The sequence below is a fragment of the Kribbella sp. NPDC051718 genome (assembly GCF_040681515.1).
GTDB lineage: Bacteria > Actinomycetota > Actinomycetes > Propionibacteriales > Kribbellaceae > Kribbella.
Window position 1 is genome coordinate 512,972 of sequence record NZ_JBFAYZ010000007.1, and the last position, 14,908, is coordinate 527,879.

Below are 14,908 nucleotides of genomic sequence, written 5' to 3' on the forward strand. Positions count from 1 at the left end.
TAGGCTGATTCTCGGGGGACTAGGTGGGGGTCGAAGATTACTGAGGTGGGTGGGAGGGTTGGGTCCTCGATGTGGGCGAGGAGGATGCGGGCCATTTCGGCGGCCATTTGTTCTACTGGTTGGGCGACTGTGGTTAGTTGGGGGCGGGTGGAGTGAGCCGGTTCGCTGTCGTCGAAGCCGATTACTGCTACGTCGGATGGGATGTTGCGGTGGTGGGAACGGAGGATTTTCAGGGCGCCGGTGGCCATCAGGTCGTTGGCGGCGAAGATGCCGTCCAGGTCGGGGTGGGCGGCCAGGAGTTCCAGCATTGCCTGTTCGCCGCTTTCGCGGGTGAAGTTGCCTTTGGCAACGGGGACGTAGGCCTGGCCGTGCCGCGCCATGGCGTGCCGGAAGCCGGTGAGGCGGTCCTGGGCGGCCGGTACGTCGCTGGGGCCGGCGATGGTGGCGACTCGGCGGCAGCCTCGGGCGACCAGGTGGTCGGCGGCCAGGGCGGCGCCACGCTCGTGGGCCAGGTCGACGTAGCTGATCGGTACGTCGCGGCCGGGGCGGGCGAAGAGGACGGCCGGGATGCCCGCGTCGACGAACAGGCCGGGCAGGGTGTCGTCGGAGTGGGTGGAGACGAGTAGGGCGCCGTCAGCCTTGCCTTGGCGGACGTAGGCGACGGCGTCTGCGCGAGCCGCGTCCGAGTCGGCCAGTACGAGCGTCGGATGGACCTTCTGCGGCAGCAGACTCTTCACGACGCCTGAGGTGATACGGCCGAAGAACGGGTCGCCCAGCACCTGCTCGGCTGAGCCGTCCGAGCCCGAGATCACCAAGGCGATCGCGCCCGCCTTCCGGGTGACCAGCGACCTGGCCGCCGTGTTCGGAACATAGCCGGTGGTCCGCACCGCCGCCTCGACCTTCGACTGCATCGCGGGATCGACGGTCAGCACGCCGTTGATCACCCGCGACGCGGTGGCACGGGAGACGCCGGCCGCCTTGGCGACGTCTTCCAGAGTCGGCCGATTGCTGTTCATGGCACCGGATCGTAGCTGCGTCAAGCTCTCCCCCTCATCGAGATATCCACAGGTACGGCGGCCTGCTGCCCACAGGCCGCCGTACCTGAAGCCGATCGGTCAGTTGCGATAGATCCCGAACTCGAACAACGAGTAGCCCCAGCCGGTACCACGCTGGGTTCCGGTCATCCGGACATAACGCCCCGACCCACCCGAGGCGATGTTGTCGACATCGCCGTTGCCATCACCAGTCGTGTAGACGGGACGCCAGTTGTTGCCGTCGTCCGACGCCTCGATCCGGTACGCCCGGGCGAAGCTCGCCTCCCAGATCAGCTGGATCCGGTTGAACGACTGCACCGACCCGAGATCCACCTGCACCCACTGCGGATCCGACCAGTCACTCGCCCAGCGCGTCGTGTTGTTCCCGTCCGTCACGTTCGACGGCGGGTACGGCGCACCGTTCCCGACCTGCTGGTACGACGAAGCCGTCGCCGGCTTGCCACGAGCGATGTTCGTGCCCTGGACCGGCGGGGCCACCACCCGGAAGGACTTGGTCTCGATCCCGACATTGCCCTTGCCGTCGCGGACATAGTCGTACAGCTTCCACACCCCGAGCCGCTCGGGCACCGTCACGGTGAACGGCCCGTTCCCGCTCGACGGCGTACCGACCAGAGCGCCGCTGCCGTCGATGTACTTGCCGCCGACCTTGAACTCGTGCGTCAGCGCGTCCCCGTCAGGGTCGGACACGTTCACGGTCACGGTGATCGTGCCGCCGGCCGGTACATCCGTCGTCCGGCTCAGCGTCATGTTGCTGATCACCGGAGCTGTGTTGCCGCCGCCGGCGCCGCCGAAGGCCTGCCGCACGGCGTAGTACGAGAGCCGCTTCTGACCACCAGGCGTCAGGTTGAACCACACAGCGCCGAAGTCGTCCTCAACGCCGTAGTGGAACAACGTCGCACCCAAGGCGACACCCGTGTGCCCGGTGATGCAGTTCCAGGCAGCAAGGTAGCCGTCGCGCTTCTGGACGTCGGTGGGCTCGTCCGGTACGCCGTTCGCGTCGTTCGGCACCTCCCACTCACCAGCGGGCCCGGCCTCGGTCACGATGTACGGCTTGTTGTATCCGCCACTGATCCAGTCCTGCTTGACCTGGCAGATGTGCCCGTACGAGTTGACCGCGAGCAGATCCAGATCAGGCGTGTACTGCTTGAAGTACGGCCAGGCACCCGTCCACGCGTCGGTCGAGGTGACCGGGTGGTTCGGGTCGATCGCATGGATTGCCTGCGTCGCCTCGTTCACGAAGCGCGCATACGCGATCCGCTGGTTCTCGAGCTCCGTGCCGGAGAAGCAGTTCTGCATGCCGAGCACCGACTCGTTGCCGACGTTCCACAGCAGCACGCCCTGGTTGTCCTTGTACTCCGTGGTCCAGCGACGGATCTCGGCGAGCATGTTCGCCTTGTACGTCCCATCCGTCACGTAGTTGACGCAACCGCCGCTGCCAGGTCCACCACCAGGTTGGAGCCAGTAACCGGCGATCACTCGCATGCCGTTCGCGGCCGCCGCGTCGAAGAGTGGCTTGGAGGAGGCGTCCGTTCCCCAGGTACGTACGGTGTTGACGCCGATCTGCTTCAGCGCGGGCAGTCGGGCGCCGGCCTCCGAGGCGGGCGGGCCCCAGGTCAGGCCCTTGACCTGCCAGGGCGCGTTGTTGACGACCAGCTGCCAGTTCCCTTGGCTGCCAGAGACATGGACCGTGCCAGTGCCTTGCGGCGGACCGTTGTCCCCGCCGGTACCAAGCACCTGGAACTCGTACAGGGACATGCCGTAGCCGTTGGCGCGTTTGACGCCGTACATCCGGACGTACCGGCCGCTGCCGTTGACGTTGAGCGTCTCGTTGCCGCCGGGGCCGGCAACCGTGCTGTAGATCGGGTTCCAGTCCTGGCCGTTGCCGGAGACCTCGATCCGGTACTCCTTCGCATAGGCCGCTTCCCAGCGCAGTACGACCTGGCTGATGCTCGAGGTGGCGCCGAGGTCGACCTGCAGCCACTGGTTGTCCTGCCAGGCACTGGACCATCTGCTGTTCAGATCGCCGTCCACTGCGGCGGTGGCCGGAGTACCGGCGCCTTCCGATGACGAGGCCGTCACCGGGCGCCCTTGGGACAGCAGGGTGGCCGCTTGCGCGGGTTGAGCCAGTAGTACGACGTTGCCGAGCAGCACGACGGCTGCTGCGACCGTGGCGGCGATCGCCGATCGGCCGCGATGACTGCGCCGGGAGGGCTGCAGCCGGACGCGGCGGGTCGCGAAGTCCATACGGGTACTCCTTCGCTGGAGTGCGAGAGTGGGGCGGGTGGTGTCAGAGAGCGCTCTCTCGCGCTCTGATAGTTGCCCCCGTGTTACCGCGTTGTCAACGGCTCGTCACGCTCAGGCGGTTCCGGAACCAACAAGCACTTGACAGCCGGAGAGCCCCGGCAGAGGCTGTCTCAGAGAGCGCTCTCCCGCGATGTCCCACCGCGGGTTGCCTGAACTACCGCCCCCGCGGAATCCCCCGAACAGGAGGAGATCCGTGTTCACCAGAAGGAAAACAGCCCTGTCCGCAGGCGGCATCGCCGCCGTCCTGATCGCCTCGGCGCTCGCCGCCGTGGCCGGTTCCGAGGCCCAGGCCGACGACCTGGTCACGCACCACGAGTTCCAGGTCAACTGCAACGTGCACCACCGCGCCACCAACGACCCGATCGTGTTCCCGAACATGCCGGGCGCGTCCCATGAGCACAGCTTCGTCGGCAACGCCACCACGAACGCGGCCACCACCCTCAACAGCCTGACCGCGGCCGGCGCGGGCCAGACCACCTGTCTCAACCCCGACGACCTGTCGGCGTACTGGTGGCCGACGATGTTCCGCAACAACGACCCGGTGCCGCAGACCTGGCGGCAGACCATCTACTACAAGTCGGGCATCCTGCGGTACCAGGACGTCCGTCCGTTCCCGCCAGGGATCCGGTTCGTGGTCGGCAGCCCGAGCGCGACGCTGGACCAGTTCAAGAACTCCCCCGGCGCGGTCGAGGGCTTCGAGTGCGGCGACATCTCGAAGAGCTGGGACATCCCGGCGTACTGCACCCCCGGCACCCAGGTGAACGTCCGGTACCAGGCCCCGAGCTGCTGGGACGGCGTCAACCTGGACTCCGCCGACCACAAGAGCCACATGGCCTACCCGGTCAACTACGTCTGCCCGGCCGACCACCCGGTCGCCGTGCCGATGCTCGAGTTCAAGATCTCGTTCGAGGCCAGTGGTGACATGGCCGGGACCAGGTTCGCCAGCGGTCGTGGCTACACCTGGCACTACGACTTCTTCAACGCATGGGATCCGCCGACGCTGGCTGCCCTGGTGAGCCACTGCATCAACGGCGGCCTGCAGTGCAACGGCAAGGGCTTCGACCTCTACAAGCCCGACCGCGGCCAGGTCCTCGGCGACAACTACCGCCTCCCGGGCCGCCCGACCATTCCGACCATCTAACCGAAAACTCCCTGCGGTGCTGGAACTGGGGAAAGGGACAGCACCGCAGGGCCCGCCGGCCGTACAGAACCGCGCACCTTGAACACCAAACGGCGACCTCGGACACGTTATTTCATGTCCGAGGTCGCCGTTTGGTGTTCAAGGTCGCCAGTTGTTGGGTGGTTGTCAGGAAGAGAAGGCCGCGTCGAAGGAGGCGGTGGGTGGGTCGAAGGCGAGGGACCGGACGAACTGGAGGGCTTCGGCGGCGCCGACGAGGCGGTCCATGCCGGCGTCTTCCCATTCGACCGAGATCGGGCCGGTGTAGCCGATCGTGTTGAGCATCCGGAAGCAGGCTTCCCAGGGGACGTCCCCGTGGCCGGTGGAGACGAAGTCCCAGCCGCGGCGCGGATCGCCCCAGGCCAGGTGGGAGCCCATCCGGCCGTTGCGGCCGTTGCCGACCTGGCGCTTCGCGTCCTTGCAGTCGACGTGGTAGATCCGGTCCTTGAAGTCCCAGAGGAAGCCGACCGGGTCGAGGTCCTGCCAGACGAAGTGGCTCGGATCCCAGTTCAGGCCGAACGCCTCGCGGTGGCCGATCGCCGCCAGCGTCGCCGTCGTCGACCAGTAGTCGTAGGCGATCTCCGACGGGTGCACCTCATGGGCGAACTTCACACCCACTTCGTCGAAGACGTCCAGGATCGGGTTCCAGCGGTCCGCGAAGTCCTTGTACCCGGCATCGACCATCGCCTGCGGCACCGGCGGGAACATCGCCACGGTCTTCCAGATCGACGAGCCGGTGAAGCCGACCACCACGTCGACACCCAGCGCGCGAGCAGCCCGCGCGGTGGTGGCCATTTCTTCGGCCGCCCGCTGCCGGACGCCCTCCGGATCCCCGTCGCCCCAGATGTGTCCGGGCAGGATCGCCTGGTGCCGCTGGTCGATCGGGTCGTCGCAGACCGCCTGGCCGAGCAGATGGTTGGAGATCGTCCAGACCTTCAGGTTGTACTTCTCCAGGATGTCCAGCCGGTTGCGGACGTAGCCGTCGTCCTCCGCCGCCTTCCGGACGTCCAGGTGATCACCCCAGCAAGCGATCTCCAGCCCTTCGTAGCCCCACTCGGAGGCGAGCCGAGCCACTTCTTCGAACGGCAGGTCGGCCCACTGGCCGGTGAACAAGGTGATCGGTCGAGCCATCACAAACTCCTTAGAAACAAAAGATAAAAACAAAAACTAAGCGCACGCCGCCTTCGGCGGCGGTTGTGGTGGTTGGTGGGGGTGTCCCGCGGCGCCGCGGCCGGAGCGCTGGTCGCGGCGCCGGGGACAGGAACCGGACTGGCCGGTCCCCCGCCGACCGGGTGGCACCGCTCCCCCGCGACCCGGGACGGGGCCGAACCACCCCGGGTCGTGAGAGTTCCTGTCCGCCTCTCCGCGTCGGACAGGGTGCAGTGCCACACGGCGACGAGCATGGGGTCAGATCCTCCGCTTGAGGTCCTGGCCGATGGCGACGAGCAACGTCCTGGCCGGTACGTCGGCGACCTGGGCCGCCTCCGCCAGATAGTTGTCCATCGCCGCGCGCGCGGCGTCGAGCCGGCCCTTGCTGTGTTCGCGCTGGGCCGCCCGCAGCTGCACCTTCATCACCACGGTCGGGTCCAGAGGCAGCGTCCTGACATCGCGGTACCGCTTGACCACCTCGATGGCCTCGTCGTACGTGGCGATGACGGTGAACGGAACCTTCGTGACCGCGATGTTGCCGGCCTTGTCGGTCGCCCGGGCGATCACTTCGTGCGCGCCCAGGCCGAGCAGCATGCCGTCGAGCTTGCCGTTGGCCGCCAACGGTTGCCCGTCGATGGTCAGCGTCACGCCCACCAGGCCGGAGAGCGCGTCCGTGGCCGTCGCCGTGACGGTGGCCAGCTTCGACACCCCGAGCTCGGTACCGGCTGTCAGGCCGGTGACCGTGGTCGCCGGGGCGGTCTTGTCGATCTTGACCGTCACCGACTTCGGCGCGGATACATTGCCCGCCGTATCACTGGCCCGCACCTGGACGGTGTGGGTGCCATCGGCGGTGAGGTTGATCGCGTGGGTGTACTCGGCCCAGTCGCCGTCATCGACCTTCTGTTCGATGTACAGCTGACCCGGCTGGTTGTCGGTCGCCATCGCGGTGGCGACGACCGTGTCGTTCCACCAACCGTTGTCGCCGGACGGAGCCGACGGGTTCACCGACAGGGTGACCTGCGGAGCGACGTTGTCCTTGACCAGCTTGAAGTAGTCGAACTTCGCCGTCTTCGACGCGACCTGGTCGACACCGAAGGCGTAGATCCCGAAGCTCGCCGAGCTCAGCGCGGTATTGGTGACGGGCGGCAGCGCCGTCCACTCCAGTCCGTCCGAGCTGTAGGAGCCGGTGTACTTCGTACCGGCCTTCGCCAGCCGCAGGTACCAGACACCCTGGCTGGGTGACGGCGCGTTCGGCTGCGGATCCTGGACGACGTTGTTCACCTCGCTGCGCAGCTCGATCCCCCGGGTCACCGTGCCACCAGGGCTGTTGGTGGTGAGGAAGTCGAACTTCACGTAGTTCGCGTCGTCGCCGTAGACCATCAGGCCACCCTGCTGGTAGGCCTCGTTGAACGCGGACCCGTCCACCTTGGTCTCGATCGTCCAGTCACCGTCGGGAGCCGGCTGCAGCAGCAGGTTCTTCGGGTTCGTGGCGGTCGTACCGTAGATGTCGCCCTTGCTCGTGTCGATCTCGAGGCTGCCACCGGTCACCCGGTACGCCGAGGCGTCCGGCCGCACGCTCGCCGACCAGCGGCAGGCGTTCAGGGTGGATCCGTCGAACTGGTCGTCCGGGGTCGGTACCTCGGCGGTGTCGTCCGGCGTGATGCTGAAGTAGTCGAACTGCGCCGTGATCGGCAGCGCGGCCGCCTGGTTGGCGAGGCCGAACAGCCCGATCTTCGGGTTGCTGATCCCGGCCAGCTGCTTCGTCTCCGGCATGTCCACGAACGTCGCGCCGTCAGCGCTGTACGACGCCCGCAGGTTCTGCCCGTCGCTGGTGAACCGGATCCAGACCGTGTCCGGGTACGCCGCACCCAGGTTGGCCGTGTTCGACGCCGCTACCTCGTTCGGCACCCCCGCTTCTTCGCGGATGAACTGGAAGATCCGGTCCGCCGCCGAAGGCCCGCTGGTGTTGCGGCCCTGCAGCACCATCTTCGCGTAGTTGTCGTCGTCGCCGTAGATGATCAACCCGGCCTGCTGGTAGGCCCGTCGGGCCGGCAACGTCATCTTGGTGGTCGCCTGCCAGGCGCCCGCGGGCAAGGGCTGGAGCACGATGTTCGGCGTACCCGTGTTGCCGGTGCCGTAGATGTCGGTCGCCGTCAGCGGAAGGTTCAGGTTGCCGTTGCTCACGGCAAGTTCCTGGTTGCCTCTGACAATGGCGTTCCAGCGGCCGGTGTCGAGGGTGGTGCCCTCGAAGCCGTCCGAGCGACCGGTCAGACAGGTCGGCGGAGCACTCGCGTCCACCTTGATCTGTACGTGCGACGTACCGGCCGCGCCCTTGGCATCCGTCACCGTGACGGTCGCGTCGAAGGTGCCGGAGGTCGTGTAGGTGTGGCTGATCGTCGCTCCGGTGCCGGTCGAACCGTCACCGAAGCTCCACTCGTAGGACAGCGGCAGATCCCCTTCGGGGTCGGTCGCGGTCGCCGTGAAGTCGACCTTCAGCGGCGCCTTGCCCTGCAGGGTGGACGCGGCGATCGACACGTTCGGGCGCTGGTTCTCGGTCACGCCCTTGCCGATGAACTTCACCCAGTTGACGTTCAGCTGACCCGTCGTCTTGACGAAGTACAGCGGTCCGCTGGAGAGCGACGCCCCGGACACGTCCGCGGTGAAGTTGCCGTACGTCTGCCAGCCACCCGTCGGAGTGACGTTGATGGTGGCAACGATCGGGCCGTCCGTCGGCGAGCCCTGCCGGACCTGGACCGTCGCGCCCGCGTCCGGAGACGCCGCCCGCAACTGGATCTGGTTGATCCCGGTCAGGTTGGTCGGCTTCCAGCCCCACCAGTCACCGTCTTCGATGAAGCCGATGTTCTTGCCGCCACCGGCGACGTCACCGGTGTCCTCGGTCTGGACGCCGCCGGTCGAACCCGGACCGCCGGTCTCGTTGAAGAACTCCGCCTCCCGCGTCTTCGGCTGGAGCTGGACCACCTTCTGGGTGGTGATCCGCCCGGTGCCCGGCGCGCCCTTGTCGGTGTACGTCACCGTCACGATGCCGAAGATGTTCGCCCCGACGTGGCCGTCGTCACCCGGCAGCGGGAAGGTCCCGGTGCAGCCGTGGTACTGCTCGTACGGGTGTGCGTGCTCGTCATGCCCCAGAGCCGGCTGGGTGATCACGTCGTTGCAGTCGATCGTGCCGTCCTCGGGATCGGTGACGGTGACCTTGTACTTGATCGTGTCGCCGAAGTCGAAGAACCCGCCGTCGACCGGCCCCTCCACGGTGATCGTCGGCGCCGTGTTGCCGGCCGTGATCGTCTTGTTGGAGACCGCCGTCCGGCCGTCCGGATCCGTCACCGTCAACCGGGCGGTGAACACGCCGGCCGTGGTGTAGGTGTACGACGGCTTGGCCTCCGTACTGTCCGTCGTCCCGTTGCCGTCGAAGTCCCAGGCGAGCGTTACGGCCTGCCCGTCCGGATCTCTCGAGCCGGTCGAGTCGAAGGCGACCGTCAGCGGCACCGGCCCGGACGTCTTGTCCGTGCTGAACTGCGCGAGCGGTGCCCGGTTGCCTTGCACGTAGTCGATCCGGTAGATCCCGGAGTCGGCGTTGTTGCCACCGAACCCGCTACCCCACTCGATCACGTAGAGCGCGCCGTCGGGCCCGAACTGCAAGGCGTGCGGCCGGATGAAGTTCATCTTCTGCAGCATCCGCGACACGTCCGCCACACCAGCGCGGTCGTCCTTCAGCTGCACCGAGAACAACCGGCTGTCGTTCCAGTCGGCGAACACGGCCTTGCCGTCGAAGTACTTGGGCCACTTGCGGGGCGAGTCGCTGTCCGGGTCGAACTTGTACGCGCCACTCGTCATCGGCGCGCCACTGCCGCCGATCTCCGGTACGCCGGTGGTCGACTTGCCCATCCACATCGTCGCCGGGATAGCAGCGGGCAACTGAGCGATACCCGTGTTGTTCGGCGAGTTGTTGACCGGGGCCGCACAGTTGAAGACCGGACCCGAAGTGCTGGTGGCGAAGTCGAAGTCGTTGTACGGCGTGTTGTTGCCGACGCAGTACGGCCAGCCGTAGAAACCCGGCTTGTCGAGGATGTTCCACTCCACCCGGCCGTCCGGGCCGCGGGTCGGCGACGACTGGCCGGCGTCCGGGCCGTAGTCGGCGACGAAGAGGTGGTTGGTGGTCGGGTCGATGCCGATCCGGAAGGGGTTCCGGAAGCCCATCGCGTAGATCTCCGGGCGCGTCTTCGCCGTACCGGCCGGGAACAGGTTGCCTGCCGGGATCGTGTACGTGCCGTCGGCCTCGGGGTGGATCTTCAGCACCTTGCCGTTCAGGGCGTTGCTGTTCGCGGCGCTGCCCTGGGAGTCCCAGGCCGACCGGCCGGCCCGCTCGTCGATCGGCGAGTAGCCGTCGGAGTCGAACGGGTTCCGGTTGTCACCGGTGGCGATGTAGAGGTTGCCGTCGCCGTCGAACTCCAGTGCTCCACCGGCATGGCAGCACTCATTGCGTTGAGTGTTGATCTGGAGCACCTGTTTGGCACTCGACATGTCGAGCGTGTCACCGGTGACCTTGTAGCGCGACACCTGGTCGAAGGACCCACCGGTGGCGGGCGAGTTGTACAGGTAGATGAAACCGTTCTGGTCGAAGGCCGGGTCGAGCGCGATGCCCAGCAACCCGAACTCTTGTCCGGTGTAGACGTCGAGGGTGCCGGCGGTGACCACGGTGCCGTCGGTCTTGATGATCTTCACGGCGCCGTTGCGGTCGATGTAGAAGACCCGGCCGTCCTTGGCGATCGACAGCTCCATCGGGTTCGCGGTGTCGTCGTCGAGGGTGACCTTCTCGTAGCTGTTGCTCAGCGACGCGCCACAGTCCGCGGGCTGCACACCGGCCGCGGTCTTGATGCCGCCGAGCAGCTCCTTGCGGAAGGTCGGGTCGGCGTACGACTCGATCGTGTGACCCATGCCGGTGTACCAGGCGCGGCCGCCGTCGTAGTCCTGACACCACACGATCGGGTGCTCGACGCCCATGTTGCCGCCGGTGTACGACGTCTCGTCCAGCGAGGCGAGCACGTGCACGGTGTCCCGCGGATTGGTCCGATAGTTGTACCACTCGTCGGTCCGGGGCCACAGCGTCGGCGCGTCGGCCGTCGACGGGTGCGCGTGGTCCTCCACCTTCACCGTCGCGTTCGGCGTACCGGCCGGATGGCTGTCGAAGTACGCGCCGACGAGCTTGCCGTACCAGGGCCAGTCATACTCCGTGTCGGAGGCCGCGTGGATGCCCGCGTAGCCGCCGCCGTTGCGGATGTACCGCTCGAAGGCTGCCTGCTGGTCCGCGTTCAGCACGTCACCGGTGGTCGACAGCCAGATGACCACCTCGTACTTCGCCAGCTCGGTGTCGTTGAACATCGCCGCGTCCTCGGTCGCGGTGACGGTGAAGCCGTTCTCCGTCGCGAGATCCTTGATCGCCTGGATCCCGGCCGGGATCGAGTCGTGCCGGAACCCGGCCGTCTTGCTGAAGATCAACGCGTTGAAGGTGTCGTCGCCGTGCCCTGGATGGGCCTGGGCGGTGACCGCCGACAACGGGATCGCCACAGCGGCGATCAAGGCGAGCACGAGGGCGCGTATGAGCGTGCCGTGCCTGCGAAGCTGGATCATGGGGTGCTCCTCATGGGTCGGATAAGGCGCGCGCTCCATACGGTTCCGAGGCGGGTCCTCGGATTTTTTCGGCCCTGGTACGACGAAGAACGGGTGCTGCTAACGGACGCCGAGGAGGTGGTCCATCGCGAGCTGGTCAAGGCGCTCGAAACCGAGGCCACGCTGAGCCAGCGCGTCGGGGTCGAACGTTGCCTTGCGCAACTCGGCGAGGGTCTCACCGGCGCCGAGGGTCGGCTGGGTGATCTCGGTGATGCGCGCGGCGGCCAGTGCCTCGGCGACCTCGGGGTCGGCGCGGAAGGCCTGCACCTTCTCCCGCAGGATCAGGTAGTTGCGCATGCAGCCGCGGGCGGTCTCCCAGACGCCTTCGAGGTCCTCGGTACGCGGCGGCTTGTAGTCGAAGTGGACGTAGCCGTCGTACCCGGGTCCGCCGGCCGTGCCCTGCAGGACGTCGACCGTCCAGAAGGCTTCGCGCAGGTTGCCGGCGCCGAAACGCAGGTCCTGATCGAACCGCGGACCGTGCTGGCCGTTGAGGTCGATGTGGTAGAGCTTGCCGTGCCACAGCGCCTGGGCGATGCCGTGCGCGTAGTTGAGCCCGGCCATCTGCTCGTGGCCGACCTCGGGGTTGATACCGACCAGGTCAGGGTGCTCCAGGTCGTTGATGAAGGCGAGCGCGTGGCCGATCGTCGGCAGCAGGATGTCGCCGCGCGGCTCGTTCGGCTTCGGCTCGAGAGCGAACCGGATGTCGTAGCCCTGCTCCTGCACGTAAGTGGTGAGCAGGTCCATCGATTCCTTGTACCGGTCCAGCGCCGCGTGGACGTCCTTCGAGCCGCCGGACTCGGCGCCTTCCCGGCCGCCCCACAACACGTAGGTCTTCGCGCCGAGCTCGGCCGCCAGGTCCACGTTGCGCAGGATCTTGGCCAGCGCGTACCGGCGTACGTCGCGGTCGTTGGCGGTGAGGCCGCCGTCCTTGAAGACCGGGTGGCTGAACAGGTTGGTGGTGGCCATCTCGACGACCAGGCCGTGGTCGGCCAGCGCCTTGCCGAACCGGTCGAGGACCTGCTGGCGGGTGCTGTCGTCGGGGACCAGGTCGTCGTCGTGGAAGGACACCGCGGCGGCGCCCAGTTCGGCGAGCTTCTCGACCGCGAGGACCGGGTCGAGCGGGGCGCGGACGGCGGTACCGAAGACGTCGACGCCTTCCCAGCCCACGGTCCACAGGCCGAACGAGAACTTGTCATCCTTGGTGGGGGTATATGAGGTCATGAGGGGATCTCCTGCCATTGTCGGGAGGCCGAGCTGTCTTCGACCGCAGCCAGCACACGCTGGACCTGCAGGCCGTCCGCGAACGACGGCGCGGGGTCTGCGCCCTCGGCGATCGCGGTGATCAGATCGACCACTTGGTGGGTGAAACCGTGTTCGTAACCGAGCAGGTGACCCGGCGGCCACCAGGCCGCGACGTACGGGTGCACCGGCTCAGTGACCAGGATCCGGCGGAAGCCGGCGGTCTCGGCCGGCTCGGTCGCATCGTAGAAATGCAGTTCGTTCAGGTCCTCGAAGTCGAAGGCCAGACTGCCCTTGCTGCCATTGATCTCGAGCCGGATCGCGTTCTTGCGACCGGTCGCGAACCTGGTCGCCTCGAAGACGCCGAGCGCGCCTTCCTTGAAGCGGGCCAGGAAGATCGCGGCGTCGTCGACGGTGACCGGACCACGCTCGGTACCGGCCTCCCCCGACAGTCCGCTGTGGGCGGCAGCCACCGGGCGCTCCTTGACGAAGGTCTCCAGCTGGCCGCTCACCTCAGTGATCAGGTCGCCGGTGATGTACTGCGTCAGGTCGACGATGTGCGCCCCGATGTCGCCGAGCGCACCCGAGCCGGCCTTCTCCTTGTCGAGCCGCCACGACAACGGCGCCTCGGGGTCGGCGATCCAGTCCTGCAGGTACTGCGCCCGCACGTGCCGGATGGTACCGAGCTTGCCCTCGGCAACCAGCTTGCGGGCCAGCCCGATGGCCGGCACCCGGCGGTAGGTGAACCCGACCATCGACCTGATCCCGTTGGCCGCTGCCTCGGCGGCCGCGGCAGCCATCTGCTCGGCCTCCGCGACGGTGTTCGCCAACGGCTTCTCACAGAGCACGTGCTTGCCCGCCTGCAGCGCGGCGATCGCGATCTCGGCGTGGCTGTCGCCCGGCGTGCAGACGTCGATCAACTGCACGTCGTCGCGGGTGAGCAGCTTGCGCCAGTCCGTCTCGGTCTGGCTCCAGCCGAGCTTGGTCGCGGCCGCTTGGAGTGCCTCCGCGTTGCGGCCGCAGAGGACGGTCATGTCCGGCTGCAGTGGCAGGTCGAAGAAGCGCGGTGCGCTGCGCCAGGCCTGTGAGTGGGCGGCGCCCATGAAGGCGTACCCGACCAGGCCGATGCCCAGGTTCGTCATACCTCAGTGCTCCTCTGTCAGCTTTCGAAGGCGGTCGGCAGGTACTGGTCGACGTTGTCCTTGGTGACCACCGGCGCGTACAGCTGGACCACGCGCGGCACCTCGACCTCCACCAGGTCGCCGAGGGCCTTCTTCTGGACCAGCAGGCGGGCCAGCCGGATGCCGTCCGCGCCCTGGGTGGACGGGTAGATGACGGTGGCCTTCAGCAACGAGTTGCCGGACTTGATGTCCCGCATCACGTTCGCCGAGCCCGCGCCGCCGACGACGAAGAACTCCTTGCGGCCGGAGTTCTTGATCGCGGCCATCACGCCGACACCCTGGTCGTCGTCGTGGTTCCAGATCGCGTCGATCTTCGGGGCCGCCTGCAACAGGTTGGTGGCCGCCTTCTCACCGGACTCGACGGTGAACTCGGCCGCGACCCGGTTGTTGACCTTCAGGCCACAGTCGGCGAGCGCTTCCTTGAAGCCCTTGCTGCGTTCCTGGGTCAGCGGCAGCGAGTCGATGCCGGCGATCTCCGCGACCACGGCGTCCTTCTTGCCCTTGAGCTGCTCACAGATGTACGTGCCGGCCGAGACACCCATGCCGTGGTTGTCACCGAGCACCGTGGTGCGGGCGGCGAACGAGCTGTCGAACTCGCGGTCCACGTTGATCACGGTGATCCCGGCCTGCATCGCCTTCGTCGCCACCGCGGTCAGCGCGGCGCCGTCGAACGGCAGCAGCACGATCGCGTCGACCTTCTGGTTGATGAAGGTCTCCACCTGGCTGATCTGCAGGTTCACGTCGTTGGTGCCCTCGGCGACCTGCAGGTCGACATCGGGGTATTTCTTCGCCTCGGCCTGGGTGGCCTTGGTGATCGCACCCATCCAGCCGTGGTCGGCGGCCGGGGCGGAGAAGCCGATCTTGACCTTCTTGCCCGGCTCGTCGTTGCCCTTGGCCGCGACCTGCTGGGTGCCGGTGCTGGTGGTCTTCTCGGCCTCGGGGGTGTTGCTGGTGCAGGCGATCAGTGCCATCGAGCTGAGCCCGACCAGGCCGGCGGTGACTGCTAATCGGGCGGTCCGTACAGACATCTTGTCCTCCAGAAGATGGTTCCTGCTGCTCAACAGGGGATTCGTGGTGGTGCTTATATCTAAGGCGCTGCGCAATTTCTGACCCACCCC

At 67.2% G+C, this 14,908-nt stretch carries 8 protein-coding genes; 1 reads left to right on the plus strand and 7 read right to left on the minus strand.

All coding sequences use genetic code 11. The features are described 5' to 3' along the window. Positions 1 to 1,016 (minus strand): LacI family DNA-binding transcriptional regulator (locus AB0M15_RS27725; RefSeq protein ID WP_363824376.1); only part of this gene is annotated, 1,016 nt, incomplete at its 3' end. Positions 1,017 to 1,115: 99 nt separating this feature from the next. After that, positions 1,116 to 3,299, minus strand: coding sequence for a discoidin domain-containing protein (locus AB0M15_RS27730; protein WP_363824377.1), 2,184 nt, complete (start codon positions 3,297 to 3,299; stop codon positions 1,116 to 1,118). A 253-nt stretch (positions 3,300 to 3,552) separates the two neighbouring features. Here AB0M15_RS27730 and AB0M15_RS27735 point away from each other — a divergent pair, with 253 nt between their 5' ends. Next, the gene (locus AB0M15_RS27735; protein ID WP_363824378.1) at positions 3,553 to 4,500 is read left to right on the plus strand and encodes a DUF1996 domain-containing protein; all 948 of its coding nucleotides are present in this window, start codon (positions 3,553 to 3,555) and stop codon (positions 4,498 to 4,500) included. Between the two features lie 165 nt (positions 4,501 to 4,665). On the opposite strand, the gene AB0M15_RS27740 is transcribed toward AB0M15_RS27735, so the two are convergent. The 5 genes from AB0M15_RS27740 to AB0M15_RS27760 form a co-directional block, all read right to left on the minus strand. Next, positions 4,666 to 5,667, minus strand: coding sequence for a sugar phosphate isomerase/epimerase family protein (locus AB0M15_RS27740; protein WP_363824379.1), 1,002 nt, complete (start codon positions 5,665 to 5,667; stop codon positions 4,666 to 4,668). A gap of 276 nt (positions 5,668 to 5,943) precedes the next feature. Next, the gene (locus AB0M15_RS27745) at positions 5,944 to 11,331 is read right to left on the minus strand and encodes a ThuA domain-containing protein (protein WP_363824380.1); all 5,388 of its coding nucleotides are present in this window, start codon (positions 11,329 to 11,331) and stop codon (positions 5,944 to 5,946) included. Between the two features lie 99 nt (positions 11,332 to 11,430). Further along, positions 11,431 to 12,591 (minus strand): xylose isomerase, encoded by a 1,161-nt coding sequence (gene xylA / locus AB0M15_RS27750; RefSeq protein WP_363824381.1) that lies wholly within the window; start codon positions 12,589 to 12,591, stop codon positions 11,431 to 11,433. Then, a complete protein-coding gene (locus tag AB0M15_RS27755; RefSeq protein ID WP_363824382.1) occupies positions 12,588 to 13,751 on the minus strand; it encodes a Gfo/Idh/MocA family oxidoreductase in 1,164 nt (387 codons plus the stop codon). The genes xylA and AB0M15_RS27755 overlap by 4 nt, the downstream gene beginning before the upstream one ends. Positions 13,752 to 13,768: 17 nt before the next feature. Beyond that, positions 13,769 to 14,818, minus strand: a complete 1,050-nt coding sequence (locus tag AB0M15_RS27760) for a substrate-binding domain-containing protein (RefSeq protein WP_363824383.1) — start codon at positions 14,816 to 14,818, stop codon at positions 13,769 to 13,771. Positions 14,819 to 14,908 lie beyond the last annotated feature (90 nt).

Excerpts from the sequence above, each read along its gene's own strand:
- AB0M15_RS27730 (WP_363824377.1), bottom strand. The coding sequence starts at position 3,299 with ATGGACTTCGCGACCCGCCGCGTCCGGCTGCAGCCCTCCCGGCGCAGT.
- AB0M15_RS27740 (WP_363824379.1), bottom strand. The coding sequence starts at position 5,667 with ATGGCTCGACCGATCACCTTGTTCACCGGCCAGTGGGCCGACCTGCCG.
- AB0M15_RS27745 (WP_363824380.1), bottom strand. The coding sequence starts at position 11,331 with ATGATCCAGCTTCGCAGGCACGGCACGCTCATACGCGCCCTCGTGCTC.
- xylA (WP_363824381.1), bottom strand. The coding sequence starts at position 12,591 with ATGACCTCATATACCCCCACCAAGGATGACAAGTTCTCGTTCGGCCTG.
- AB0M15_RS27755 (WP_363824382.1), bottom strand. The coding sequence starts at position 13,751 with ATGACGAACCTGGGCATCGGCCTGGTCGGGTACGCCTTCATGGGCGCC.
- AB0M15_RS27760 (WP_363824383.1), bottom strand. The coding sequence starts at position 14,818 with ATGTCTGTACGGACCGCCCGATTAGCAGTCACCGCCGGCCTGGTCGGG.